At 66.0% G+C, this 24,537-nt stretch carries 24 protein-coding genes and 1 tRNA gene; 10 read left to right on the forward strand and 15 right to left on the reverse strand.

Annotation, left to right across the window (positions count from 1 at the left end; genetic code table 11):
- Nucleotides 1–149: 149 nt before the first annotated feature.
- A complete protein-coding gene (locus AC1RNQ_RS07155; protein WP_493170034.1) occupies nt 150–797 on the forward strand; it encodes a DUF4198 domain-containing protein in 648 nt (215 codons plus the stop codon).
- A gap of 543 nt (nt 798–1,340) precedes the next feature.
- Here AC1RNQ_RS07155 and AC1RNQ_RS07160 read toward each other — a convergent pair.
- The 11 genes from AC1RNQ_RS07160 to AC1RNQ_RS07210 all read right to left on the reverse strand — a co-directional run bounded on the left by AC1RNQ_RS07160 (nt 1,341) and on the right by AC1RNQ_RS07210 (nt 11,022).
- Nucleotides 1,341–1,417: transfer RNA gene (locus AC1RNQ_RS07160), tRNA-Met, on the reverse strand.
- A 55-nt stretch (nt 1,418–1,472) separates the two neighbouring features.
- Entirely contained in the window at nt 1,473–1,964 is a 492-nt protein-coding gene (locus tag AC1RNQ_RS07165) for a 2'-5' RNA ligase family protein (RefSeq protein WP_493170598.1), read from the reverse strand.
- Nucleotides 1,965–2,194: 230 nt separating this feature from the next.
- The gene (locus AC1RNQ_RS07170) at nt 2,195–2,944 is read right to left on the reverse strand and encodes an alpha/beta fold hydrolase (RefSeq protein WP_493170036.1); all 750 of its coding nucleotides are present in this window, start codon (nt 2,942–2,944) and stop codon (nt 2,195–2,197) included.
- A 36-nt stretch (nt 2,945–2,980) separates the two neighbouring features.
- Nucleotides 2,981–3,922, reverse strand: coding sequence for an endolytic transglycosylase MltG (mltG, locus tag AC1RNQ_RS07175; RefSeq protein ID WP_493170038.1), 942 nt, complete (start codon nt 3,920–3,922; stop codon nt 2,981–2,983).
- A 293-nt stretch (nt 3,923–4,215) separates the two neighbouring features.
- Nucleotides 4,216–5,475 (reverse strand): beta-ketoacyl-ACP synthase II, encoded by a 1,260-nt coding sequence (fabF, locus tag AC1RNQ_RS07180; RefSeq protein WP_493170039.1) that lies wholly within the window; start codon nt 5,473–5,475, stop codon nt 4,216–4,218.
- A gap of 182 nt (nt 5,476–5,657) precedes the next feature.
- On the reverse strand, nt 5,658–5,894 hold the full coding sequence (locus AC1RNQ_RS07185) for an acyl carrier protein (RefSeq protein ID WP_003039428.1): 237 nt from the start codon (nt 5,892–5,894) through the stop codon (nt 5,658–5,660).
- A gap of 44 nt (nt 5,895–5,938) precedes the next feature.
- Nucleotides 5,939–7,141 (reverse strand): serine hydrolase domain-containing protein, encoded by a 1,203-nt coding sequence (locus tag AC1RNQ_RS07190; protein WP_493170041.1) that lies wholly within the window; start codon nt 7,139–7,141, stop codon nt 5,939–5,941.
- Between the two features lie 31 nt (nt 7,142–7,172).
- Nucleotides 7,173–8,954: a tetratricopeptide repeat protein gene (locus AC1RNQ_RS07195; protein WP_493170043.1), complete on the reverse strand. Its 1,782-nt coding sequence runs from the start codon at nt 8,952–8,954 to the stop codon at nt 7,173–7,175.
- 490 nt (nt 8,955–9,444) lie between these two features.
- Nucleotides 9,445–9,969 carry a hypothetical protein gene (locus tag AC1RNQ_RS07200; RefSeq protein WP_493170045.1) on the reverse strand — a complete coding sequence of 175 codons (525 nt, stop codon included), beginning with the start codon at nt 9,967–9,969 and terminating at the stop codon, nt 9,445–9,447.
- 68 nt (nt 9,970–10,037) lie between these two features.
- Nucleotides 10,038–10,439, reverse strand: a complete 402-nt coding sequence (locus AC1RNQ_RS07205; protein WP_493170046.1) for a VOC family protein — start codon at nt 10,437–10,439, stop codon at nt 10,038–10,040.
- A gap of 13 nt (nt 10,440–10,452) precedes the next feature.
- Nucleotides 10,453–11,022: a DUF3617 domain-containing protein gene (locus tag AC1RNQ_RS07210; RefSeq protein WP_493170048.1), complete on the reverse strand. Its 570-nt coding sequence runs from the start codon at nt 11,020–11,022 to the stop codon at nt 10,453–10,455.
- A gap of 59 nt (nt 11,023–11,081) precedes the next feature.
- On the opposite strand from AC1RNQ_RS07210, the gene uvrB reads away from it, so the two are divergent.
- The 8 genes from uvrB to AC1RNQ_RS07250 all read left to right on the forward strand — a co-directional run bounded on the left by uvrB (nt 11,082) and on the right by AC1RNQ_RS07250 (nt 19,305).
- Nucleotides 11,082–13,268 carry an excinuclease ABC subunit UvrB gene (uvrB, locus tag AC1RNQ_RS07215; protein ID WP_493170050.1) on the forward strand — a complete coding sequence of 729 codons (2,187 nt, stop codon included), beginning with the start codon at nt 11,082–11,084 and terminating at the stop codon, nt 13,266–13,268.
- A 102-nt stretch (nt 13,269–13,370) separates the two neighbouring features.
- Nucleotides 13,371–13,736 (forward strand): type II toxin-antitoxin system RelE/ParE family toxin, encoded by a 366-nt coding sequence (locus tag AC1RNQ_RS07220; RefSeq protein ID WP_493170052.1) that lies wholly within the window; start codon nt 13,371–13,373, stop codon nt 13,734–13,736.
- 13 nt (nt 13,737–13,749) lie between these two features.
- Nucleotides 13,750–14,001 (forward strand): addiction module antidote protein, encoded by a 252-nt coding sequence (locus AC1RNQ_RS07225; protein ID WP_493170054.1) that lies wholly within the window; start codon nt 13,750–13,752, stop codon nt 13,999–14,001.
- 81 nt (nt 14,002–14,082) lie between these two features.
- Nucleotides 14,083–15,003, forward strand: coding sequence for a hypothetical protein (locus AC1RNQ_RS07230; protein WP_493170056.1), 921 nt, complete (start codon nt 14,083–14,085; stop codon nt 15,001–15,003).
- Nucleotides 15,004–15,100: 97 nt separating this feature from the next.
- Nucleotides 15,101–16,606, forward strand: coding sequence for a S10 family peptidase (locus AC1RNQ_RS07235; protein WP_493170058.1), 1,506 nt, complete (start codon nt 15,101–15,103; stop codon nt 16,604–16,606).
- Nucleotides 16,607–16,814: 208 nt separating this feature from the next.
- A complete protein-coding gene (locus tag AC1RNQ_RS07240) occupies nt 16,815–17,897 on the forward strand; it encodes a helix-turn-helix transcriptional regulator (protein ID WP_493170060.1) in 1,083 nt (360 codons plus the stop codon).
- 267 nt (nt 17,898–18,164) lie between these two features.
- Nucleotides 18,165–18,404 (forward strand): hypothetical protein, encoded by a 240-nt coding sequence (locus AC1RNQ_RS07245; RefSeq protein ID WP_493170061.1) that lies wholly within the window; start codon nt 18,165–18,167, stop codon nt 18,402–18,404.
- A 148-nt stretch (nt 18,405–18,552) separates the two neighbouring features.
- Entirely contained in the window at nt 18,553–19,305 is a 753-nt protein-coding gene (locus tag AC1RNQ_RS07250; RefSeq protein ID WP_493170063.1) for an alpha/beta fold hydrolase, read from the forward strand.
- Here the strand turns inward: AC1RNQ_RS07250 and AC1RNQ_RS07255 are convergent.
- A complete protein-coding gene (locus AC1RNQ_RS07255; RefSeq protein ID WP_493170064.1) occupies nt 19,259–20,290 on the reverse strand; it encodes an alpha/beta fold hydrolase in 1,032 nt (343 codons plus the stop codon). The two genes, AC1RNQ_RS07250 and AC1RNQ_RS07255, sit on opposite strands and share 47 nt — an antisense overlap.
- Before the next feature lie 91 nt (nt 20,291–20,381).
- Nucleotides 20,382–21,761 (reverse strand): DEAD/DEAH box helicase, encoded by a 1,380-nt coding sequence (locus AC1RNQ_RS07260; protein WP_493170066.1) that lies wholly within the window; start codon nt 21,759–21,761, stop codon nt 20,382–20,384.
- Nucleotides 21,762–22,250: 489 nt separating this feature from the next.
- On the opposite strand from AC1RNQ_RS07260, the gene AC1RNQ_RS07265 reads away from it, so the two are divergent.
- Nucleotides 22,251–23,723, forward strand: coding sequence for a glycerol kinase (locus tag AC1RNQ_RS07265; protein ID WP_493170067.1), 1,473 nt, complete (start codon nt 22,251–22,253; stop codon nt 23,721–23,723).
- A gap of 9 nt (nt 23,724–23,732) precedes the next feature.
- Here the strand turns inward: AC1RNQ_RS07265 and rpmE are convergent, their stop codons facing one another.
- Entirely contained in the window at nt 23,733–23,960 is a 228-nt protein-coding gene (gene rpmE / locus AC1RNQ_RS07270) for a 50S ribosomal protein L31 (RefSeq protein ID WP_493170069.1), read from the reverse strand.
- Nucleotides 23,961–24,074: 114 nt separating this feature from the next.
- Nucleotides 24,075–24,524 (reverse strand): 3-hydroxyacyl-ACP dehydratase FabZ, encoded by a 450-nt coding sequence (fabZ, locus tag AC1RNQ_RS07275; protein WP_493170071.1) that lies wholly within the window; start codon nt 24,522–24,524, stop codon nt 24,075–24,077.
- Nucleotides 24,525–24,537 lie beyond the last annotated feature (13 nt).

Consider the following 24,537-nt stretch of genomic DNA (forward strand, 5'->3'; position numbering starts at 1 on the left):
TGGAGCTGCCCGCTATAGCGAACGGTTCGCAATAGCAAGCTAGTAATAATCGTTTGCAATAGACTCCTCTGGCGGCCACACAGCGCCGGCGCGGAGTTCTGCTGAGACCCGCAGCGCCTTTCAGACCTTTTCGGAAGAGGGATGTCCTGATGAAAAAGACTTTCGCCGCCCTGATGGCCTTTGGCTTCCTTGCGTCGCCCGCGACGGCGCATGAGGTGTGGATCGAGCGCGACGGCAATGCGGCCGCGCGCATCTATCTCGGCGAACCGGCCGAGGCCGTTCCCGAAAGTGGCGATCCCGAATTTCCCAAGCTGAAGACGCCCATCCTCTTCGCCGAAAGCCGCGATCGCCCCGCCCCGCTCGTCCGCCGCGCCAATCATATCGAAGCCGCGGTGAGCGCAGCGGGCGATGTTCGCCTCGTCGACGAGAATGTCTTCGAACCCTGGGCCGGCGAAGACGGCAAATTGCAGGGCGTCGTCTATCACGCGCGCGCCGGACGCGCCGAAACGCGCCACGCGCTCGATCTGGAAATCGTCCCGGTCACCGCAAACGGGAACCGCTTCACGGTCCTGTGGCAGGGCAAGCCCCTGCCCGGCGCCAAGCTGACGGTGATCGATCCCGATCGCTGGACCAAAGCCTATGTCGCCGACGACAAGGGCGTCATCGCCGCACCCGAGCGCGGAAAAGGCCGCTACCTGCTGTCAACAAGCAACGACGTCGTCGGCGAACGCGTGCTCGGCGGCAAGACCGTTGCGAGCACGGTGCATGTCTCCACCCTGACCTTCGTCGCGCCCTGAGGTCGGGCCGGCCCCGCAGAGTGCGGCGTCAGCGGATCATCGTCGGGCAGGCGCAGAGTTCCGCGCCACCTCGAAATACATCAGAATCCGTATCGCAAAGTCCTACACACAGCCGCGTCTGGCCGCCAATGGTCAGGCAACGCTTTGATTTGCAAATGGCGATAGCGGACATTCGGCGGCATAGGAATCAACGACTGGAGGCGGCCCAGCTAGACCGCCAGCTCAGCATTTGCCTATGTTCACGCTCCAATCCGTGGACGACGATGGAAAGGCCCGGCACTTCGCGGTCAGCGAGCGCACCGCTTTTCGACCGGTGGATATGCGAAGCGGTCAGAATCGCACTCTGTTCGATGGGAACCTCGAACCGATCGAGGCCATGAAACGCTCGCGAAAATTCTCGCGAAAGTCGTGTCCAAACGGGTCCAAATCTGGAGTGATTTGTCCAAATCAGTCACTCCCGGCGCCGGTTTTGTGGACATGAGAATGGCCTCGACAGATGGCAGAAAACTGCCGAAAAATGCGAGGTTTTGAAGGGATTGACGATGGTAGCGGAGGAGGGACTCGAACCCCCGACACGCGGATTATGATTCCGCTGCTCTAACCTGCTGAGCTACTCCGCCCCGAAAGGCCGCCCGTTCGGGCGAGCCGCGCCTATAGGCAGGCGGCGGGGTCCGGTCAATATCCTCTGCGCGGCCCGCGGAAATTGCGGGCGAAGGCGCTTTCCCAAGGGCCGCCGCGGTAATGATGAGCGGCGAGCCCGGCGATCGCCAGCGGGCGCGGGCGGAAATCGCGGGCAAGGTCGGCCAGCAGGCCCCGCGCCGCCTTCGCGTCCACCTTGTTCTGGACCGTGATGTGCAATTTGGGCGTGCCGCGGTCCTGCGCGGTCAGCATGCCCGTGAAATGCCCGGCGATGCGCGCGCGGATTTCGAGGAGGCCGGGGCTGTCGATGCGGAATGCCGTTCCATTGCCGAGCGAATAGGCTTCGGCGACGCGCGCGGCGGGCGGCTGCGTGTCGGCGGCAATGGCGCGGATCAGCCGTTCAAGCTCGGCGAGCGCGGAGGGCGGCAACTGGTGGAACAAGGTGATATGCGCGGCGAGGTGATTGCGTTCGGGCGGGAAATGCGCGCTGCGCAGCGCGTCGAAGAAGCGCTGGTCGGCCGCACCCATCGTCGCGGTCACGATGATGGGCGCGGCGCCAGAGACCCGGTCGGGAGGGGGGATGACCGGATCGCCTGTCACGAGAAGGGATGGGCGCGGCAAGCGGGAGGGGGATGGCCGTCGTCCATGGGACACTCTGTCTCGCTCGCCGGCCAAATGGCGAATCCCGCGGAAATTCGCCAATCGATAAATTGCATGACAATAATCGTATAAGGCGATGACATATTATTATCCGAGCCTTAGCCCGCGTTCCAATGCGCGTTGAGTGCCGCCGCGACCTCCGCCGGGCGTTCGGCGATCGCCCAATGACCCGCCTTTTCGACGATGGTGAGCGGCGTGCCGGTGTTCGCGGCGTAGCGCTGCGCCACCGACAATTCGACATAGGGATCGCCTTCGCCCCAGATCAGCGCGCCCTTTGCCGGCAGCTTCGGGATATCGAGCGCCCAATCGTGCGCGAAGCTCAGCCCCTTGGCCGAGCGGTAGAGTTTGAGGATCGCGCGGCGCTTGTCCTTGTTCGCCCATTGCGCCGCTTCTTCGGCCGCGATGTCGGCGGGCATGCCCGCCGCTGCGAGCCCCTCGGCGAGCTTCGCGGGTTTGCTCAGCGCCATGAAGAGTTCGCCGAGGATCGGCGTGTTCCAGATTCTTGCCAGCCGGTGCCCGCGATAATCGGCTTCGATCACCGCGTTCGAGATCGCCCAGCTGTGGATGAGGTCGGGGCGCAGCATTGCCACGCGCTGCGCGATCAGCGCGCCCCAGTCGTGGCCGACGATGTCGATCGGACCGTGCACCGCGGCCAGCGCCTCGGCCTGCCCCACTGCCCAGTCGGCATAGGCCTGCTTGGTCGCGGAAAATCCCGCGGGCAGCGAGCCGGTGAAGCCGGGCAGTGCCGGGACGGCGACAGGCGTATCGCCGAGGTCGAGGGCGGCGAGCAGCGGCCCCCATATCAGCGGGCTGTCGGGGACGCCGTGGATGAACAGTTTTGCGGTCACCGCTCCCTCCTCTCCGTCGCCCGAGGCGACGATATCCTACTCCATCTCCCCGCGGTCGCGGCGCAGCTGGTACCAGCGCTGCACATTGGCATTATGCTCGGACAGCGTTCGCGCGAAAATATGGCCGCCGTCGCCCTTGGCGACGAAGAAGAGGAAATCGTTCGCCTCGGGGTCGAGCACCGCGGCGATCGATGCCTTGCCGGGGTTGGCGATCGGACCCTTGGGCAGGCCAGCCATCGCATAAGTGTTGTAGTCGTTCACCGCGGTGATCTCGCTGCGCAGGATGCGGCGGCCGAGCGGTTTGCCCTTGGTGATCGGATAGATGATCGTGGGGTCGGCCTGCAGCTTCATGCCGACGGCGAGGCGGTTGGTATAGACCCCCGCGACGGTGCGGCGCTCGGCGGCGACGCCGGTTTCCTTTTCGACGATCGAGGCGAGCGTGATCGCTTCGTTGCGGTCCTTGACTGCGGTTCGCGCGGTGCGTTTCTTCCACAACTCGTCGAAGGCCTTGTCCATCGCCGCCTGCATGCGCTTGACCACCGCGGCGCGGCTTTCGCCGGTGGTGAAGGCATAGCTGTCGGGCAAGATGCTGCCCTCGGCGGGCACGGGGATTTCGCCCTTGAGGCGCTTCTCGGCCATCAACCGGTCCCAGACCATGATCGAGGGCATGCCCTCGGGGATCATCACCAGGCGCTGGATCGTCTTGCCCGACTGGAGCAGTTCGAGGATGTCGCCCGCGTCCATCCCCTTCTCGACCTTATACTCGCCGGGCTTGATCGGGTTCGACGAGCCGAAGAAGCGCGCCTCGTTGCGGAAGCTCGAGGCGGAGACGAGGCCGGCTTCCTCGAGAATCTCGCCCGCCTTGGCGATGCTCGCGCCTTGCGGGATGACGACCTCGGCATCCTTCGGCGCGCCGCCCGAGCAGGCGGCGAGCAGCAATGCGAGAATCGCCATCGTCAGCCAGCGGAACGGATGCATCTTCTCTCCCGTCGGTCGGATGACCCAGCTTAAAGCCACAAAAGCCCCGCATGGGCAGCGCCTTTTTGTGACCTTTGTGACTTTAACACCGGTTGCCCGGCGGGTCGTGCCGAGGGGTAAAGCATGGCGGGATAATGTAGGAAAGGCTTTTAATCCTCCCTGTCGCGCAGCGATGGGGAGGTGGCAGCGCGGAGCGCTGACGGAGGGGCGGTAATGCGGCGTCGCTGCCCCTCCACCATTCGCTTCGCGAACGGTCCCCCTCCCCATCGCTTCGCGACAGGGAGGATCAGGTGTTAGTCCACCGCCTTGACGATCAGGCTGGCGTTGGTGCCGCCGAAGCCGAAGCTGTTGTTGAGCGCGGCCTTGACCTTGCGCTTCTTCGCGACCTTGGGGACCAGGTCGGCGCCCTCGGTGCCCTCGTCAGGATTGTCGAGGTTGAGCGTCGGCGGAACGATCTGGTCGCGGATCGCGAGGATGCAGAAGATCGTCTCGACCGCGCCCGCGCCGCCAAGCAAATGGCCGATCGCCGACTTGGTCGAGCTCATCGAGACATTGGCCATCGCGTCGCCGAACAGGCGCTTCACCGCGCCAAGTTCGATCGTGTCGGCCATCGTCGAGGTGCCGTGCGCGTTGATATAGTCGATGTCGGCAGGGATCATGCCCGCCTTTTTCAGCGCCGCGCTCATCGAGCGGAAGGCGCCGTCCATTTCGGGATCGGGCGCGGTGACATGATAGGCGTCGCCCGACAGGCCGTAGCCGACGACTTCGGCGTAGATCTTGGCACCGCGCGCCTTGGCATGCTCATATTCCTCGAGCACGACGACGCCCGCGCCTTCGCCCATCACGAAGCCGTCGCGGTCCTTGTCATAGGGGCGGCTCGCCTGTTCGGGGCGGTCGTTATAGGTCATGTTGAGCGCGCGCGCCTGCGCGAAGCCCGCGATGCCGATCGGGCAGATCGTCGCCTCGGCGCCGCCCGCGAGCATGATGTCGGCGTCGTCGTCCTTGATCATCCGCGCGGCGTCGCCGATCGAATGCGCGCCGGTCGAGCAGGCGGTGACGACGGCATGATTGGGGCCCTTGAGGCCATATTTGATGCTGACCTGGCCCGAGATCAGATTGATCAGGCGGCCGTGGACGAAGTGTGGCGAGACGCGGCCCGGACCCTTTTCGGCGAGCAACAGGCTCTCGCTCTCGATGCCCGGCAGGCCGCCGATGCCCGAGCCGATCGAGCAGCCGGCGCGCACCTTCTGCTCCTCGGTGAGGTCGGTCAGGCCCGCGTCCTCGAGCGCCTGGCCCGCGGCGTCGATGCCGAAGATGATGAAGGGATCGACCTGGCGCTGGACCTTGTGGTCGACACGCTTGCCGGGGTCGAAGCCATATTCGTGGGTTGGGCCCTTCACCTCGCACGCGATCGTGCATTTCTGGTCCGACGCGTCGAAATGGGTGATCGGACCCGCGCCCGATTTCCCAGCGATCAGATTGGCCCAAGTGGTCTCGACGTCGCCGCCCAGCGGCGTCACCAAACCCAAACCCGTCACCACAACCCGGCGCATAGTCATTCCTTTCGTCGGTTCCCGCCCCCGCAGAAACCCGCATCAATTCGTTCGGCGCGCTTCTAGAGGAGCGGCGCGCATAAAAAAAGCTTCCCGGTCGCTGCGCGCATGCGCTCGTGACCGGGAAGCCGGAAATACGTGGGCGGCCTGCCGCCCAATCCGGCCAGGCCGGATCGCAGGGCTTAGCCCTTGTTCGCTTCGATATAGTCGATCGCATCCTTGACGGTGGCGATCTTTTCCGCCGCGTCGTCGGGGATTTCGACGCCGAACTCTTCCTCGAACGCCATCACCAGTTCGACGATGTCGAGGCTGTCGGCGCCCAGATCGTCGATGAAGCTCGCTTCCTCGGTGACCTTGTCGGCTTCGACGCCCAGATGTTCGACGACGATCTTCTTAACCTTTTCGGCCGAATCGCTCATGCGCTATTCCTTTTCTGACTAAGCCGTGAATGTTGAAATTTGCCCTAGTGCGCGCCAGCGGGGCTGGCAAGAGGGCTGGCGTCGGGGTGCCCGGCGCGCGCGGTATCGACCAATGCCTCCTCTGCGGCGCTATAGGCCGACCGCTTCCCTTTCTGCCCCTCCGGCACCTGCGTGACGAAATAGGCAATGCCGTCGCCCCGTTCAAGATCGAACCACAGCCCCGAGCGCAGGCCATAGGCGTCGCCCGAATGGCCGAGCCGCAGGCGGCCGTCGCCGAACAAATCGTCGCGGCACGCCGGATCGGCGAGCGCGGGGCCGCCGGTCGAATGCATCGCCACGCCATATTCGCAGAAAAAGCCGCCGGTCCCCTCGCCGCTCGTCGGGCGCACCGGTGCCATCGCCTGCAGCCGCGCGAGGCTTTCGGGTTTCAGGAAGCTCTCGCCGCCGCGCAGGAAGAGGATGCCGATGCGCGCGAGGCCGTTCGCCGAGATGCGCAGGCCCCCTTGCGGGCTGAACCCCGCGCCGTGGCGGCCGAGGCGATAGGCCCTGAGGTCGCAGCTGCCATCGGCCGCGGGGACGACCGGGCAGGCCGGACGCGCGCCTTTCAGATCGTCGCGCAGGATATCGCCCTCGGGACCATAGAGGATGACCGCGCGCTGGGCCGCGGCGTCGCTGCACGTCGTCCAGTTGAAGCAGGCGTCGAGCGCGAGCGGGCCGAACACCAGCCGCGCCATCGCGGCGTCGAAGCGCTCGCCGGTCGCGGCCTCGATCACCGCGGCGACGACGGGATAATTGAGGTTAGCATAAGCGAAATCACCGCCGGGCGGACGCGCATCGTCCCAAGCCTGCGAATCCTTGAGCACGGCCTCCAGATCGGCGTCCAGCGGCAGCGCATAGTTCACATCGTCGGTCAGCCCCGAACGATGGCCGAGCAGCTGTGCCAGCGTCACCGGCCGGTCCGGAAAGGCGGGATGGCGGAGCGGCCAGCCGAGATAGGCGGACACGTCGCGGTCGAGGTCGAGCGCGCCCGCCTCGACGAGCCGCATCACGCCGAGCGCGACGACCAGTTTCGAGACCGAGGCGATGCGCACCGGATCGTCGGGGGTGAGCGTCCGCCCCGCCGCGCGGTCGGCCGCGCCTTCGGCGACCAGCGTTTCGACCTTGCCCTCGCGGTCGAAACGCACCGCGACCGCCGCGGGCGGCACGGGCGCGGCGGCGAGCGCAAGGGTAGCGAGACCGGCGAGCATCGCGCGATCCTGTTCGCACGGCGGCGCGCTGTCAATCGGCGGTCTTGGTCGCCGCCGGGCGCGGGCCGACCACGCCCGAGGTGCGCAGCGCGATCGAAGCACGCGCGATCACCGCGGGGGTGATCATGAACTGGCGCAGCACCGTTTCGGGCGGCGCGTTCGCCGGCTGGCCGGTATAGTCGAGCAGCCGCCGCCACAGGCCGCGCGCCCGGTCGACCTCGCCCATCCGCGCCAGCACGACCGAGCGGACCATCAGATATTGCGGCTCGAGGTTGCTGGGCGAGGGCATGCGGTCGAGCAGGGCCAGCGCCTCGGCCTGTTCGCCGCGCTGCGAATGGAGGAAGGCGAGCGCGACTGCAGAGACTCCGGCGTGCGAATCGTCGAGCATGACCGAACGCGTCAGCAGCGCCTCGCCCTCGGCGGCGCGCCCGCATGCGGTGTTGAACAGCCCGAAAAAGCCGGTGAGGTCGGCGTCATAGGGATTGAGCGCGAGCGCCGCGCCGCCCTGCGCGATCCCGCGCTGACAGTCGTTGCCATAGAAATGCGCGCGCGACATGGCGAACAGCCCCGCCGCGCTGTTCGGCCCGACGCTATAGGCGCGGCGCGCGAAGCTCTGCCCCTCGGCATAGGCTTCCTTGCCTTCCGGCGTCGTACGGCGCTGCTGCCAGTCGCCGAAGCGGAGCAGCGACAGCGCGTTCAGCGGTACGGGGTCCTGCGGCATGTCGATGATTGTCGCGCGCAGGCAGCGGTCGACGCGCGCGGCGGCGGCGGGATTGCGCATCTGGCGCAGACGGTTGAATTGCGCGAGGCAGGGAAAGCCGGTGGCATAATTATCGGGCTGGCGCTGCAACTGGTCGCGCACAATGATGCCATAGTCGCCCGCTATCTGCGCGATCGCAGGTTCGAGCCCGGTGAACTCGGGGATATCCTCGTCGGTCAGGCGGACCTGCTGCGACCAGATCGCGCGCCCGTCGGCGATGCGGTTGAGCACCAGCGTGACGTCCACGGGCCCTTCGACCGTGCGCACGATCGAGGCGTCGAGACGGTAATCGGCGCGCGGACGCGGCGTCGCGGCATCGGTACCTCGCGACGACAGGAGCTGGACCAGCTCGAAACGGCGCAGGCCGTCGCGCAGCTTGCCGTCGAGCCCGCGCGCCATCGCACGCGATGGCCCGCTGTCGCCCGACGCCGGCGCGCCAACTTCGAGCGTGGGCATCGGCACGAAATCGTCGCCGAGCAACGGACGATCCGAACGCGCGAACCACCAGCCCGCGAAGGCCGCGAGCGCGAGCGCGGCGGCAAAACCCAGCCACAGCAGGATGCCCCGCCGGCGCGGTGCCGCCGCCGGGCGCGCCGCGGACGGCGGAACCGGTGTCACGCCACCGGGTCCGGGCGCGCCCAGGTCGGCGGCCGCTTCGCGCTCGCGGCCTTCGCCCGCCTCGGTGCCGCGCGCACCCGGCGGCGCGGCGCGATGCTGGACGACGATCTCATAGCTGCCCTGCGGCACGCGCAACCGGTGCAGCCATGGCGTCTCGGCATAATAGCGGTCGAGCAAGTTGCGCAGCCGGCCGACCATGACGCGCGGGTAACTGTCGACCGCGGGGTCGAAATCGCTGCTGCGCCCCAGCGCCTCGGTCGCGATGGCATAGGCCTTGGGCGCGGTGCGATTGCCCTGGAGCCGATGGTCGGCGAGATATTGCAGCAGCCGCGTGAGCACCGGCGAGCGCACGAACAGCGGAGAGTCGAGCAGGCGCGCGAGTTCGTCGGCTATGATCCTGTCGGCATCGCCTTCATTCTGATCAGCGCTCGACATCGTCCGGTCCATACTACCCCCAAATGCCCCCAAGCGAGCTGCTGCGCGGTAGATACGCCAATAACTGGGCGCGACCAGCCGTTGTCACTTCCTTGTAACGGTAACAACTGAGCTCGTCTTCATAACATAAAATTGCGCGAACGCCAAATGCCCACGTAAAAAGGGGAAACGAGGTTAATATATTCCTAACGGATTGCGACAACCCGCTACGTGACCCGATGTAACTCGCCATCTTGTCCCATTTCGGGCATGTCTTGATCGTGGTAACGCCCTCGTGACGTTGCCGTCTGGTCCGGGCCTTGGTTCGGTATGACGAATTGAAGACGGAAAACCGACAGGTGCGAGCTGGTCCCTGGCACAGGTCACATGGTTCTCCGGCTTCATACACAGCGACTTCGCCGGGCGGAAAAATGGCCCCACCCGTTTTCCCGTCCGGCAAGTCCACCTCCGCTCCCAATTCCGAAAATCCCGCGCCGACGGCCTGTGGCGGTCATCGGCGTTGCCTGTGCCGGGCATAGAGTCGCAGGGCGAGCGCGGCAAGGAAGAGCGGTGCCAATATGCGACCTTCGACATGATAGGCGGGATCGGCGTGCACCGCGCGGCTCGCATAGCTGATGGTGAAGATCAGCCAGATATAATGGATGCCGATGCGGTGGAGCCATTTCCAGCCGCGCCCTAACAGCCGCTGCGACGCGTCGTTCGAGGTCAGCGCCATCAGGTAGATCAGCACATAGGCAAGCCCGCCGCCGATCAGCGTCGTGACCGGCCGCGGGCGAAAGGCGACGATGTTCACCAGCAGCGCGGCGAGGTGGATGCTGTGCGCGAGCGCGAAGCCCAGCCCCCATTGGCGGCGGCGCTTCAGCAGCGCGGCGGTGACCGCGCCGGGCCACAGCCGCCACAAGGTCGAGGCGAGATAGGCGACAAGGAAGAGCGGCGCCGCGGTGCGCGCGGTCCAGCGCGCGGCGAGCAAAGCCTCCTGCGGGGCGCCCTGCCCCGCGATCAGCGCAGCGGCCACCGCGACCAGCCCGGCGGCGAGTCCGACGAGCAGCGGAGTCCGGCGCTGCCCGAGCCAGGCGGCGGCGATCAGGCCGGGCCGATCCGGAAGGCGCAGAGCTTGTTGCCGTCGAGGTCGCGGAAATAGGCGGCGTAAAACGCCTGCTCGCCCTCGTCGCCGCGCACGCCCGGCGGGCCTTCGCAGCTGCCGCCGAGCTCGAGCGCCCTGGCGTGCAGCGCATCGACCTTGGCGCGCTCATCGACGACGAGCGCGGCCATATGGCCATTGCCGCGATCGGTGGGCTGGCCGTCATAGGGCCGCGTCACCGCGAGCCCCGGCTGGCCCCAACCCGTGCCATAGAGGGTGAAGCCGTTCGCTTCGCTATCCGACATGCGCATCAGCTCGCCGGCCCCGATCGTCCCGAGCAGCGCGGCATAAAAGCTGCGCGCGCGCTCGAGATCGTCGGTCCCCATGGTGACATAGCCGATCATGGCTACCGTCCGATCAGCTCTTGGCGGCGGGGGCCGGCGGGGTGATGTCGTTCGGGCCGCATTCGCCCTTGCGCTCGGCGGTGATGCGCATGACCATCTCGCCTTCCTTGCTGCCGTCGGCCTTGTTGGCGAGGATCGTCATCGTGATGTCCTGCGCGGTGGCGCCGCTGGTGCCGGTCGCGCTCATCTTCATGGTCTTGCCCGCGTCGCCCTTGCAGGTGGCCGAAAATTCGATGTTCTTGCCGCTGAAATTCTGCTTGTCGAAAGTGCAATTCTCGCCCTTCGAGCCCATCTCGGACAGGTTCTTGGACATATCCTCCTGCGCCGCGGCTTCGGGGGTCAGGCAGACGGTCATGCCGCTCAGCATCGAGAACATCTGCTGCATCTGCGCCTTGGCTTCAGGGGTGACGTCGTCGCCCTCGAGCTTCACGATCTCGATCTTCTGGCCCCAGCTGCCCGGCTGGCGCTTTTCGGGGGGCTCGTTCGACGCGGCCTTGCTGCCCTCGCCGTCCTTCGCCGCCTTGTCGCCGCATGCAGCGAGCAGGAGACCACCGGCCAACGCCAGCATCAGAGTCTTTTTCATCGCATTTCCCCTGTCGAGTCCGATTGTGGATGCGCCGCATCCTCACCATATTGGCAGCAATGGCAATTCAGATTCGCACCTCGCTCGACGAAATCGACACCGCGGCCGATTATGTCCCGCACCGCCCCGCACGCCCCGACAAGGTCGAGGGCGGCAAGGCCTTCGAGCTGGTGAGCGATTACGAACCCGCGGGCGACCAGCCCACCGCGATCCGCGAGCTCGTCTCGACCGCGCTCGACGGCGAACGCGACCAGGTGCTGCTCGGCGTCACCGGGTCGGGCAAGACCTTCACGATGGCGAAAGTCATCGACGAGCTGCAGCGCCCGGCGCTGATCCTCGCCCCGAACAAGATCCTCGCGGCGCAGCTCTATGGCGAGTTCAAGAGCTTCTTCCCCAATAATGCCGTCGAATATTTCGTCAGCTATTACGACTATTACCAGCCCGAAGCCTATGTGCCCCGGTCGGACACGTACATCGAGAAGGAAAGCTCGGTGAACGAGGCGATCGACCGCATGCGTCACTCGGCGACGCGCGCGCTGCTCGAACGCGACGATGTGATCATCGTCGCGTCGGTATCGTGCCTGTACGGCATCGGGTCGGTCGAGACTTATTCGGCGATGATCTTCGACCTCAAGAAGGGCCAGAGCGTCGACAATCGCGAGATCATCCGCAAGCTCGTCGCGCTGCAGTACAAGCGCAACGACCAGGCTTTTGCGCGCGGCAATTTCCGCGTGCGCGGCGACAGCCTCGAAATCTTCCCCTCGCATTATGAGGATATGGCGTGGCGCGTTAGCTTCTTCGGCGACGAGATCGAAGAGATCACCGAGTTCGATCCGCTGACGGGCAAGAAGATCGCGAACCTCAACTATGTCCGCGTCTTTGCGAATTCGCACTATGTGACGCCGGGGCCGACGCTGAAGCAGGCGTCGGAGGCCATCAAGCATGAGCTCGCCGAGCGGCTCAAGGAGCTCGAAACCGAGGGCCGGTTGCTCGAAGCCCAGCGGCTCGAGCAGCGGACCAATTTCGACCTCGAGATGATCGCCGCGACCGGCAGCTGCGCGGGGATCGAGAATTACAGCCGCTTCCTGACCGGCCGACTTCCCGGCGAGCCGCCACCGACCCTGTTCGAATATCTCCCCGACAATGCCTTGCTCTTCGTCGACGAAAGCCACCAGACGATCCCGCAGATCGGCGCGATGTCGAAGGGCGATCATCGCCGCAAGATCACACTCGCCGAATATGGCTTCCGCCTGCCGAGCTGCATCGACAACCGTCCCTTGCGCTTTTCCGAATGGGACATGATGCGCCCACAGACGGTCAGCGTGTCGGCGACGCCGGGTACGTGGGAGATGGACCGCACGCAGGGCGTCTTCGCCGAACAGGTGATCCGCCCGACCGGGCTGATCGACCCGCCGGTGTTCATCAAGCCCGTCGAGGAACAGGTCGACGACCTGATCATGGAGGCGAAAGCGACCGCCGCCGCGGGCTATCGCACGCTCGTCACCACACTCACCAAGCGCATGGCGGAGGACCTCACCGAATTCCTCCACGAAGCGGGGCTCAAGGTCCGCTACATGCACAGCGACGTCGAGACATTGGAGCGCATCGAGATCATTCGCGACCTCCGGCTCGGGGTCTTCGACGTGCTCGTCGGGATCAACCTGTTGCGCGAAGGGCTCGATATCCCCGAATGCGGGCTCGTCGCGATCCTCGACGCCGACAAAGAAGGCTTCCTGCGCAGCGAAACCAGCCTCGTCCAGACGATCGGCCGCGCCGCGCGCAACGTCGACGGCCGCGTCATCCTCTACGCCGACCGCATCACCGGCAGCATGGAACGCGCGATGCGCGAAACCGACCGGCGCCGGGAGAAGCAGACCGAATATAATGTCGCGCACGGCATCACGCCGACGACGATCAAGCGCAACATCGGCGACATCATCGCGCATGTCGCGTCGAAGGATCAGGTGACGATCGACATCGGCGACGACAAGCCCGCGCATATGGTCGGGCACAATCTGCGCGCGTACATTCAGGACCTCGAAAAGCGCATGCGCGATGCTGCGGCCGACCTGGAGTTCGAAGAAGCCGGTCGGTTGCGCGACGAAATCCGCAAGCTGGAGGCGGACGAACTGGGGCTGCCCGCCGATCAACAGGTCGCGCCGCGCGTAGGGCGGAGCAACGAGGGCAAGCCGGGCACGCGCAAGGGGCGCTTCGGCAAGCAGAGCAAGACGAAGTGGGGGCGGTGATCGCCTCCGTTTCGGACAAGTCGAGCGCCTCTCCGTCTGGCTGACGGCGGTAACAAGATACAAAACGGCGAGCCATCCCATCCTGCGAATGGATGATTGCTCGTGACCGGACCCATTGACAAAGGACCAATTGTCCTTTATACAGGACATGCTTATTCGCTTGAACAGACTGTCGGTTTCGACCGATGGCTGAAGTCGCTCCGTGATCGCGAAGGTCAGCTTCGGATACGTAAGCGGCTGGTGCGGCTTTCGAACGGTCAGTTCGGCGATTGCAAAGCGGTCGGCGCTGGCCTGTATGAATTGCGCATGTTCTTCGGCCCCGGTTATCGGGTCTATTTTGTGAGGCGCGGCAGCGTCGTCATCTTGCTCCTGATAGGTGGAGACAAGGATAGCCAAGCCGACGATATTGTCTTGGCGAAAGCTCTGGCGGAGGAATTTGATGGGGGGAACAAAAACGATCCCTTTTGACCCGGCCGACTATTTGAACTCGGAGGCCGATATCGTCGATTGGCTGAAAATATGGATGGAAGACGGATCGCCGGAGGAAATCGCAAAGGCAATCGGCGATATCGCGCGCTCGAAAGGCATGACCGACATCGCGCGGAAGACCGGGCTGGGCCGGCAGGCGCTCTACAATGCACTTTCGGAGAAGGGCAATCCCACGCTGGAAACGCTGATGGCCGTGCTCGACGCGCTGGGCCTGCAACTGACGGTGCAACCCAAGGCGGCCTGAATCCGCTCCGCGCGGGCCGATGGTGGCGAAATCCGGCGAACGGGCGTAGAGTGGCGATCCTTCGGGCAAGGATCCTCGACAATGAAGCAGGCGTGGCGGCTATTTGCGCTTTTCACCCTGGTGGCAACCGCCGCGCCGGCGGCGCACGCACAGCAAATGCAAACGCCGCAGCAACTCGACGCGATCGCGAAAAAGATCCCCGAACGGTCCTGGTACCCACCCGGCTATTATGAAGCGCGGCTCGGCGCCGAGGCCTATGTCGCCGAATATCCGCGGCCGCTCGACCAGATGCTCTTTCCCTCGCCAAACGGAAAGGGCGAGGTCTATGACATCACCGACGAGGAAAAGCAGGGCTGTGTGCTGCAGCCCGACTATTATGACGACCTCGACCCCGAGACGCAGCGATGGGGCGAACTGGCGCTGGAGGTGTCGCGGCTGCGCGCCGAAATGGCGCGGCTCGGCTATCCCGAAGCCGTCTATGCCGAAACGCTCGCCGCCTATGAACGCGAGCAAATCGAGGAGCATGCCGATACGGCGGACGCGTCGGAGCCCGAACCGCCTGCGCTCGCTGACCCCGACGCCAAGGCGCTCGGCGCGACCGCCGAAAACGGCTATCTCGATCTCGGCCTGACGCAGGAACTGAACGCTCAGCGACGCAAGCTCGCGCCGCAGAAGCCCCCGGTCGTCGCGTCGATGACCATTTGTGCCGACGGGCGCGAAGATGTCCGCCCGACCTTTCGTACCAGCCCCGGCGGCGGCGAGATCTGGATGATCGACGCTTTCGCGTTCAATGTCTGCCTGCGCAAGCACCGCGACCCCTGGGACCGGACCGCGTGCCGCTGGAACGAAGTCGAGACGGGCGCCGCTTTCCCCTACGCCGGCCGCTTCGTTTATCAGGTGCTTTGGCCCGATGGTGCCACGAAGCGTGGTACCCGCCATATCAGCGACCAGCCCGGCGCCAAGATCGCGCCGGTCATCACCTTTCGCAAGACGGGCAGCTGACGACGCTTCGACCAAAACGCCTCCCGAACCGACCAGCAGCCTTGCCCCCTCCCCGCGCGCAAACTAGCGTCCGCGGCCTAACCGGGGAGAAACAACCATGAAATCGGGTCCGTCGCTTATCGCCCTGGCGCTCACCCTTGCCGCGCCTGTCGCCGTCCACGCACAGGATGCGCCTGCCGATAAGGCGAAGGCCGAAAAGCCCGCAGATGTCGAACCGCAGGTCCGCACGACCAATCTCAGCGGCACCTTCGGCGGCCAGCGCATCAACTATGCCGCGACGATCGGCGAGACGATCATCAAGAACAAGGACGGCGTGCCCGAAGTGGCGGTGGTGACCACCGCCTATGTCAAGGAACCGCGCGACCCGAACCGCCCGGTGACCTTCCTGTTCAACGGCGGCCCGGGCTCGGGCACCGTGTGGCTGATGATGGGCGCCTTCGGGCCGAAGCGCGTCGCGATCCCCGGCACCGGCATCGACGACGGCGCCCCGCCCTATCCGATCGTCGACAATCCCGACGCTTTGCTCGATGTCACCGACGTCGTGTTCATCGACCCGCCGGGCACCGGTTTCTCGCACCTGATCGGCAAGGCCGACCCCAAGGACTATTATGGGGTCACGCAGGATGCGAAGCTCGTCGCGTCGGTCATCCGTCTCTGGCTCAACGACAATGGCCGCTGGAACAGCCCCAAATATCTGGGCGGCGAAAGCTATGGCACCACCCGCTCGGCGGCGGTCGCCAACGAGTTGATGAACGACACCTATAACGACGTGGCCTTGAACGGCATCATCCTGATCTCGACCGTGCTCGATTTCGCGGCGGGTGCCGACACGCCGGGCAACGAGCTGTCGCCGATCACCAACCTGCCGTCGATGGCCGCGACCGCGCTCTACCATGGCAAGGCGCAGGCCTCATCGGTCGAAGGTTTCGTCGAGGAAGCACGGCAATGGGCGATTGGCCCCTATGCGTCGGCGCTGCTCAAGGGCCAGAAATTGCAGGGCGAGGAGCGCGCCGCGATCCGCCGCGACCTCGCGCGCTTCACCGGCCTGTCCGAAACCTATCTCGAAAACGCCGACCTCCGCGTCACGCCGCAGCGCTTCTACAAGGAGCTGCTCCGCGACCGCGGGCTCACCGTCGGCCGCCTCGACAGCCGCTACACCGGCAAGGATTACGACAATGCCGGCGAAGGGCCCGACAACGACCCCAGCTTCTATGGCATCGACGCCTCATATACGGCGGCGATCAACAGCTGGAGCCGCGAGACGCTCGGTTTCAAGACCGACCGCGAATATCAGTCGATCGGCGGCATCGGCGGCCAGTGGGACTGGCGCATCGGCGGGCGCGACACCAACGCCTATCTCAACGTCGCGCCCTATATCGGCCAGGCCTTGCGCGAAAATTCCGGGCTGAAGGTCCTCGTCGCGCAGGGCTATTACGACTTTGCGACGCCCTTTTTCGCCGCCGAATATGCGCTGTCGCGCACCGGCATCCCGCAGGGCCGCATCCACTACACCTATTATGGCGCGGGCCACATGATGTATATCCGCGACGAGGACCGGCATAAATTGTCCGAGGATGTGCGGACGTTTATTCGGGCGCGGTGAGCGGAGGCAAGCCGCCACATAAATCCCGTTCGTGTCGAGCGAAGTCGAGACACGCTTGGGAAGCGCCTGCCTTCGGGGTGTCTCGACTTCGCTCGACACGAACGGAAACAGGGGACGGTCGGGAAACCAAAACGCCCTCCGCCGCCGCCACCCTTGCATTTCGCGACCAGACGCCGACAATGGCCTTCCATTGTGCCGAGGGGCCAGCATGCGCGACGACCTGATCGACCGGATCTACGAATGCTCGGTGGTGCCCGAGGCCTGGCCGGGCGTGCTCGACGATGTCGCGGCGCTCGCGGGATCGACCGGCGGGCTGTTGTTCTCGGCGCGCAAGGCGCTGCACTGGACCGCGTCGGACAGCGTCGCCGACGCCTTCGACGCCTATGTCAACGACGGCTGGTTCGGCAAATGCAGCCGCCGCGTCTGCCTGATGAGCCAGGAAGCGCCGTCCTTTTTCGTCGAATATGATTTCTGGAGCGAGGAGGAGCTGAGCGCCGATCCGGTGTACCGCGACTTCTTTCGCCCGCGCGGGCTCGGCTGGTCGGCGGGAACCGGGCTGCAGGTGCCGACGGGCGACAATATCGTGTTCAGCGTCGAGCGGGCCTTCGACGGCGGGCCGATCGAGCCCGAGAATGTGGCGCGGCTGAACGGGCTCCGCCCGCATATCGCGCGCAGCGCGCTGGTCAGCGCGCGGCTGCAGCTGAAGCGCGCCGAGGGCGCGACCGAGGCGTTGGCGGCGCTGCGCCTGCCCGCGCTGCTGCTCCACGCCAGCGGCGAGGTCGCCGAGGCGAGTCTGCTGGCTTTGGAACTGAAAGACCAGCTGGTATGGGGCGCGACGGGCCGGCTGCACCTCGCCGACAAGGCGGCCGACCGGATGCTGGCGGAGGCATTGGCAGCGCTCGGCAGCGACGCGGGCGATCAGGTGCGCTCCTTCCCGATCCGCGACGCCGCGGGCCATCCCGAGCTGGTCGCGCATGTCGTCCCGGTGCGGCGCAGCGCGCACGACGTGTTCGGCGACAGCTTCGCGCTGATGCTGCTGATCCCCGTCGCATCGGAGCGCGCCCCGTCGGCGACGCTGATGAAATCCCTGTTCGACCTGACCCCGTCGGAGGCGCGCGTCGCCAGAGGCATCGCTGGCGGCGAGACGCCCGAGGCGATCGCCGCGGAGGGCGATGTCGCGATCAGCACGGTGCGCAGCCAGCTGAGCCGTATCCTCGAAAAGACCGGCTGCACGCGGCAGGCCGACCTCGCCGCCCTGCTCGCGCGGATCGCGGCGACGACGCCGGGCTGAGAAATTGCGATCCATCCTTCATATGAAGGATGCGGGCATCGCCGGGGTTACCGATAAGACCGCAACTGCCGGCCCTTCTGCGACCCTGGGACGTCAGTCAGCGGCACCCCGGCAGCGATGCGGGGGTGCCGCTTTCCAATTTGGGGCGGACAAAATCGGCGCCCGCCTCTTCCCTCGGCTGTCGAGTTAATTTACAATTTACCATAAGCCCGCGGCATCGAATCCCCGATTTGCGCCACTGGCACGGCTCTTGCTCAGGCTATGGTGATGCTGAAGAAAATCGGACGCCTGTTCGTCATCAAGACCAAGTTCGAGGCTTGCCTCATCATCTATGCGCTCGGGGTCGGCGCGATCGCGCGCGGGATGATCTATATCGACGAATATCCGGGGGTCGGCGGCAAGCTGCTGCTGCTCGCATGCAGCGGCTCGGTGTTCCTGGCGGGCGCGAAGATTTTCGACTGCCTGCGCTACGAAAAGGCCGATCGCGAAGCGCAACAGCAAGTCTAGGCGGTTGATTTCCTTCCGTCATCCCGGCGAAGGCCGGGATCTCGACCTCGCTGCAAAACGCACCAGCGAGATCCCGGCCTTCGCCGGGATGACGAAGCGGGGATTAGCGGACTTTCGCCGGTCACCAAAAGCTGCCAAGGCACGGGCCATGAGCAGGATCAGCGGCAAGCCCGCCCTCAGCACCGAACATGTTTATGGCCTGACGCTGCGCGTCGCGCGCTGGCGGGCCGGGGCGCCGGGAACGCCCCTGCTGTTCCTCAACGGCATCGGCGCCGATATCGGCGCCGCGGCGCCGCTGCTGGCGCAGATCATGGGACGCGAGGTGTGGACGCTCGACATGCCCGGCGTGGGCGGTTCGCCCGATGCGCTGATCCCCTATGGCGCGCCGACGATGGCGGCGGTGGTGATGGAAATCGCCGGCCGCTTCGATCACCGGACGGTCGACCTTGCGGGCTTCAGCTGGGGCGGCGCGCTGGCCCAGCAGATCGCAGTACAGTTTCCCGGCCGCGTCGGGCATCTGGTGCTGATGGCGACGACCCCGGTGATGGGGGCGCCCGGCATCGGATGGGGCGCCTTGTTCGATAGCGACATGCAGGCGAGCGGGCTCAAGATCCAGACCGCGACGCCGCTCGGCATCGCTTATCAGACCGCCGCGATGGCCGGATGGACCAGTATGGCCTTCCTGCCCGGGCTCAAGGAGATCCCGACTTTGGTGCTGATGGGCGAGCAGGATGGCGTGATGCCCGCCTGCTATGGCCAGATGCTCGCCGAGCTGATCGACGGCGCGGTGCTCGAGGTGGTGCCGGGATCGCACCTGTTCCCCTTCACCCATGCGGCGGCAATTTCGACGCGGATCAGCGCGTTCCTGGACCGGCCGGCGCGGGCGCAAGCCGCCGCTTGAGAAAGTCGGCGATCGCCGCGGCGGTTGCGTCGGGCGCTTCCTCCATCGGCAGATGGCCGATGCCGTCCAGCAGCACGACCTCCGAGCCTTCGATCCGTTGGTGGAAAGTATCGGCCGCCGTCGCGTTGATCAGCCTGTCCTGCTTGCCGAAGAGGATCAATGTGGGAGCTTCAATCTCGCCCACCCGCGCCGCCATCGCGGGTTCGCGGTCCATGCGCGCGCGCAGCACCGTCGCCTCGCGGTTGCCGGGGAAGCGCAGCAGCTCCCAATAGCGGTCGATCATCGGCTCGTCGACGATGCCCTGTTTCTCGACCGAACCGCGCAGCGACTGTTCGACGAGCATCCGCGGGGTGATCCGCGTCGCGAGCCAGCGGCCGAGGCGATATTCGAGCACGCGGAAGCCGATGTTCGATTCGGGGCGTTTCTCCCCTTCGCGCAGCGGCATACCGCTGGCGTCGAGCAGCAGCAGCGCGTCGACGCGGTCCGGATGACCGAGCGCATAGCGCCATGCGACCCAGCCGCCCATCGAATTGCCGCCGAGAACGAAGCGGTCGAGCCCGAGCTTGGCCGCAACGACGTCGACCGCAGCGCCCATGCCGTCGGCGCCATAATCCTTGTCAGGGGTGCCGCCGGTGAGGCCGTGGCCGGGCAGATCGAGCGTGACGATGCGGTAATCCGCGCGGAGCCGCTTTACCAGCGGCTCCCAGGTGTGGAGGCTGGCGTTCGAGCCGTGGAGCAGAATGATCGCGGGGCCGTCGCGCTTGCCCTGGTCTCGGTAATGGATGCGCTGGCCGGCGGGCCCCGCGACGAAGGTCGCCGCGGGGCCGCCATATTTGGCGATCATTTCATCGCGGTCGGTGTCGGGGGTGCGCAGCCACAGAAAGACGATAAGGAGCGCAAGCAGCAGTCCGAGCGGGATCAGCACGCGCTTGCGCCGCATCATCGGACGCGGCGGCAACGGCTCATATTCGTCGTCGTCGATCATCGTGCCTCCCCAGACCCTGGGGAGACCCTACCGCACCCGGGGCCGCCGTCAATGTACCAAGAATTGGCGCATCGAACGGCGGCGGTCCGGATCAGTTGACGCGGGTCACCGCGCCCTTGTGCGCACCGACGCTCTTGTTGCGCGGGCGGAAGCGGCGCTTGCGCTGCCCCTCCGCACCCTCGCCGGCGGCGCCGTCACGGCGCGGACTACGATCGCCGCCGGGCTTGGCGCCACCGCGGCCGCGCATGGCGTCCTGACGCTGGCGCTGCGGGTTCCGGCCCTGGCTGCCGGTGTCGCGCGGCGGCTGTGCCGGCTTCGGCAGGTTGCGCACCAGCTCGTTGAAATTCTCGGGCAGCGGCATCGGCTCGGACTTGCTCCGCGTAACGCGCTCGATGTCGCGCATATACGGACGCTCGTCGGGGGCGATGAAGCTTATCGCCTTGCCCTCGGCGCCGGCACGCGCGGTGCGGCCGATGCGGTGGACATATTGCTCCGGAACGTTCGGGATCTCGAAGTTGATGACATGGCTGACGCCCGACACGTCGATGCCGCGCGCGGCGATATCGGTCGCGACGAGCAGCTTGATGTCGCCCGAGCGGAAGGCCTGCAGCGCATGGGTGCGCTGCGACTGGCTCTTGTTGCCATGGATCGCCATCGCCTTGATCCCGGCGCCCGCAAGGTGACGCACGACGCGGTCGGCGCCATGCTTGGTACGGGTGAAGATCAATGCGCGGTCGATATCCTCACTGGCGACGACCGAGTGGAGCAGCGCCTGCTTTTCCTTCTGCTCGACAAAGGTCGAAAACTGGCGGATCTTTTCGACGGTGGTCGCCTGCGGCGTCACCGACACGGTCACCGGATCCTCGAGGAACTGTTCGGCGAGGTGCGCGATTTCCTTCGGCATCGTCGCCGAGAAGAAGAGGTTCTGGCGGCGCGAGGGCAGCAGCTTGGCGATGCGGCGCAGCGAGTGGATGAAGCCCATGTCCATCATCTGGTCGGCCTCGTCGAGGACGAAGATTTCGACGTCGTCGAGGCGCAGCGCGCGCTGGTCGATCAGGTCGAGCAGGCGGCCCGGCGTGGCGACGAGGATTTCGACGCCCTGCGCGAGGTCGCGGATCTGCTTGTTGATCGGCACGCCGCCGAAGACGGTCGAGACGCGCAGCTTGGTGAAGCGGCCATAGTCGCGGCAGCTCTGCGCGATCTGCGCGGCGAGTTCGCGCGTCGGCGCGAGCACGAGCATGCGGCAACCGCGCGGTGTCGGGCGGTGCGGATAGGTCAAAAGGTGATGGATCGAGGGCAGCGAGAAACCGGCGGTCTTGCCGGTGCCGGTCTGCGCGATGCCGCACAGGTCGCGGCCCTTCATCAGCGGCGGGATCGCCTGCACCTGGATCGGGGTGGGAACGGTATAATCCTTGGCGGCGAGCGCGCGATTGATGTCGGCGTGCAGGCCAAAGTCGTTAAAAGTCGTCATAAAATACTCACTATGGGCGACGCGCAGGCGCATCCGTTCGCATCGAACGGACGGCGCACGGGCCGCGGGTTCGAAACGACCCGCGTGAAAGGGTGCCTCTGGGGACAAAGCGCTGGTCCGGCTCGTCCCGCGCCTGATCTGGGCGGGAAAATCACGCTGCCGGTGGTTGCGGCGGGGAACCCGCCATGCTGCGCTGCACAACATATGGCATGGGTTGCGCGGAATTGCAAGATTATTGCTCAGGCGTCGTGGGAAGAAAGAAGGAGGACTCGCGCAGAGGCGCAGAGGTCGCCGAGATTGGTTCACGCGGAGACGCGGAGGCGCGGAGGAAAAGGAGGAGACTATCGGCGGCTTCGCCGCCATTTCCTCTTCTCTGCGCCCTCAGCGCCTCTGCGCGCATTTTTCATCTCCGCGTCTCCGCGTCTCCGCGTGAACCCTTGTCCTACCCCACCGCCTTTGGCAGACTCTCCGGCAAAGAGGGGATGTGCATTGGCCGAAAAGATCATCGTGATCGACGAGGGCACGACCTCGACCCGCACGATGCTCTTCGCCGTCGACGGCACCCCGCTCGGCAGCGCGCAGCGCGAGTTCCGGCAGCATTATCCCGCCCCGGGGCTGGTCGAGCATGATGCCGCCGAAATCTGGGAGGCCACCCTCGCCTGCACGCGCGAGATGGTGGCGCAGGCAGGCGGCGCCGATGCCGTCGCGGCGATCGGCATCACCAACCAGCGCGAGACGGTGGTGTTCTGGGACCGCACCACCGGCGAGCCGCTGGCGCCCGCGATCGTGTGGCAGGACCGGCGCACCGCCGCCGACTGCGCGGCGCTGAAGGAAGCGGGGCACGAGCCGGCGGTGCAGGCGAAATCCGGGCTGCTGCTCGACCCCTATTTTTCGGGCAGCAAGATCGGCTGGGCGTTCCGGAACTGGCCGCAGCTTCGCGAGGCGCGTGATCGGCTCGCGGTCGGGACGATCGAATCCTACCTCGTCTATCGCCTGACCGGCGGGGTGCATGTCAGCGATGCGAGCAACGCTTCGCGCACGCTGCTTATGGACATCAATGGCACAGGCGGCTGGGATGCGGGCCTGTGCGACATGCTCGGCGTGCCGATGAATCTGCTCCCCGAAATCGCCGGCTGCACGGCGACGGTCGGGACGACCGACCCGGCGCTGTTCGGCGGCGCGATTCCGATCAGCGGCATGGCGGGCGACCAGCAGGCGGCAACGATCGGCCAGGCGTGTCTTGCGCCCGGCCAGACCAAGGCGACCTTCGGCACCGGCGCTTTCATCCTGTCGGCGAGCGGCACGACGCGCCCGGTATCGAACAACCGCCTGCTCGCGACGGTGCTGGTGCAGGAAGGCGAGGTGCGCAGCTACGCACTCGAAGGCTCGGTGTTCGTCGCGGGCAGCCTGATCAAATGGCTGCGCGACGGACTGGGGCTGCTCGCCAGCGCGGGCGAGAGCGAGGGGCTGGCGCGATCGGTCGAGGACAATGGCGGGGTCTATCTGGTTCCCGCACTCGCCGGGCTCGGCGCGCCGCATTGGCGGCCCGAGGCGCTGGCGGCGCTGTCGGGGCTGAGCTTCGCGAGCAGCAAGGCGCATGTCGCGCGCGCGGCATTGGAAGCGCAGGCCTATCAGGCCCACGACCTGAAAGCCGCCTTCGCCGCCGACGGGGTCGACTGGGCCGAACTGCGCATCGACGGCGGCATGGCGGCGAACGACTGGATGGCGCAGGACCTGGCCGACATGCTGGACCTGGTGGTCGAGCGGCCTGGTTTCGTCGAGAGCACCGCGTTGGGCGCGGCCATGCTGGCGGCCACCGGGGCCGGCCTCTACCCCGATCTGGCGAGCGCGGCGCAGGCGATGCGCGGCACCGCGACGCGCTTCACCCCGGCGCTCGATGCCCGGAAACGCGAAACGCGCCTTGCCGGGTGGCAAAGCGCGCTTGCGAAAGTCCTCGGCTGAGGACGCGAATTAACGCTTGAGGGTGAGCCCACCGAAACGCTTGTTGAACTTCGCGACTTGGCCGCCCGCGTCGAGCAGACGTCCGGTGCCGCCGGTCCATGCCGGGTGCGCCGTCGGGTCGATTTCGAGCGTCATCGTGTCGCCCTCTTTGCCCCAGGTCGAGCGCGTCTGATATTCGGTGCCATCGGTCATCTTGACCGTGATCATGTGATAAGCGGGATGAATGTCTTTTTTCATGTCTGGGCTCCTGTGCCACTGGTTACCGACCAGCAGCGTGAGTCGATGCCGCCCCGTCGGGGGCCGCGAAGCGGCGTCCCCTAACGGCGAAAGCTGGATTTGGCAAGTAGGTGGTTAGTCGCTCGGCGGGTCGGCGATCATCGCGGTGAACTGGCATTCGGTCGCCAGCTGGCCGCCCAGCATCGCCTTGCCCTCGAACTTGCAGATGTTGCGCTTCGCCTGGAGGATGGTGACGTGAAGGTCGAGCAGGACGCCGGGTTCGACCGGCTTCCTGAACTTCACCCCGTCGATCCCCATGAAATAGACGAGCTTGCCCGAACCGCCGAGGCCGAGCGATTCGACCGCGAGGATGCCGCCGGCCTGCGCCAGCGCCTCGACGATGAGCACGCCGGGCATGATCGGCCGGCCGGGGAAATGGCCCTGGAAATAGGGCTCGTTCATCGTCACCGCCTTGACCGCGTGGATCGAGGTGTCCTTCACCATCGATTCCACCCGGTCGACGAGCAGCATCGGATAACGATGCGGCAGCAGCGTCAGAATCCGGCGGATATCCACCGGACCCATGGCGCCGTCCGAG

The organism is Sphingopyxis sp. GW821-FHT12F08 (assembly GCF_058806755.1).

Bases quoted from the DNA above. Each gene is read 5' to 3' on its own strand.
- rpmE (WP_493170069.1), bottom strand. From the start codon at position 23,960: ATGAAAAAAGACATTCATCCCGCTTATCACATGATCACGGTCAAGATG.
- fabZ (WP_493170071.1), bottom strand. From the start codon at position 24,524: ATGGGTCCGGTGGATATCCGCCGGATTCTGACGCTGCTGCCGCATCGT.
- AC1RNQ_RS07185 (WP_003039428.1), bottom strand. From the start codon at position 5,894: ATGAGCGATTCGGCCGAAAAGGTTAAGAAGATCGTCGTCGAACATCTG.
- AC1RNQ_RS07195 (WP_493170043.1), bottom strand. From the start codon at position 8,954: ATGTCGAGCGCTGATCAGAATGAAGGCGATGCCGACAGGATCATAGCC.
- AC1RNQ_RS07240 (WP_493170060.1), top strand. From the start codon at position 16,815: ATGCGCGACGACCTGATCGACCGGATCTACGAATGCTCGGTGGTGCCC.
- fabF (WP_493170039.1), bottom strand. From the start codon at position 5,475: ATGCGCCGGGTTGTGGTGACGGGTTTGGGTTTGGTGACGCCGCTGGGC.
- AC1RNQ_RS07260 (WP_493170066.1), bottom strand. From the start codon at position 21,761: ATGACGACTTTTAACGACTTTGGCCTGCACGCCGACATCAATCGCGCG.
- AC1RNQ_RS07210 (WP_493170048.1), bottom strand. From the start codon at position 11,022: ATGAAAAAGACTCTGATGCTGGCGTTGGCCGGTGGTCTCCTGCTCGCT.
- AC1RNQ_RS07255 (WP_493170064.1), bottom strand. From the start codon at position 20,290: ATGATCGACGACGACGAATATGAGCCGTTGCCGCCGCGTCCGATGATG.
- AC1RNQ_RS07205 (WP_493170046.1), bottom strand. From the start codon at position 10,439: ATGATCGGCTATGTCACCATGGGGACCGACGATCTCGAGCGCGCGCGC.
- AC1RNQ_RS07190 (WP_493170041.1), bottom strand. From the start codon at position 7,141: ATGCTCGCCGGTCTCGCTACCCTTGCGCTCGCCGCCGCGCCCGTGCCG.
- AC1RNQ_RS07250 (WP_493170063.1), top strand. From the start codon at position 18,553: ATGAGCAGGATCAGCGGCAAGCCCGCCCTCAGCACCGAACATGTTTAT.
- AC1RNQ_RS07245 (WP_493170061.1), top strand. From the start codon at position 18,165: ATGCTGAAGAAAATCGGACGCCTGTTCGTCATCAAGACCAAGTTCGAG.
- AC1RNQ_RS07230 (WP_493170056.1), top strand. From the start codon at position 14,083: ATGAAGCAGGCGTGGCGGCTATTTGCGCTTTTCACCCTGGTGGCAACC.
- AC1RNQ_RS07155 (WP_493170034.1), top strand. From the start codon at position 150: ATGAAAAAGACTTTCGCCGCCCTGATGGCCTTTGGCTTCCTTGCGTCG.
- AC1RNQ_RS07165 (WP_493170598.1), bottom strand. From the start codon at position 1,964: ATGGGTGCGGCCGACCAGCGCTTCTTCGACGCGCTGCGCAGCGCGCAT.
- AC1RNQ_RS07235 (WP_493170058.1), top strand. From the start codon at position 15,101: ATGAAATCGGGTCCGTCGCTTATCGCCCTGGCGCTCACCCTTGCCGCG.
- uvrB (WP_493170050.1), top strand. From the start codon at position 11,082: ATGGCAATTCAGATTCGCACCTCGCTCGACGAAATCGACACCGCGGCC.
- mltG (WP_493170038.1), bottom strand. From the start codon at position 3,922: ATGCATCCGTTCCGCTGGCTGACGATGGCGATTCTCGCATTGCTGCTC.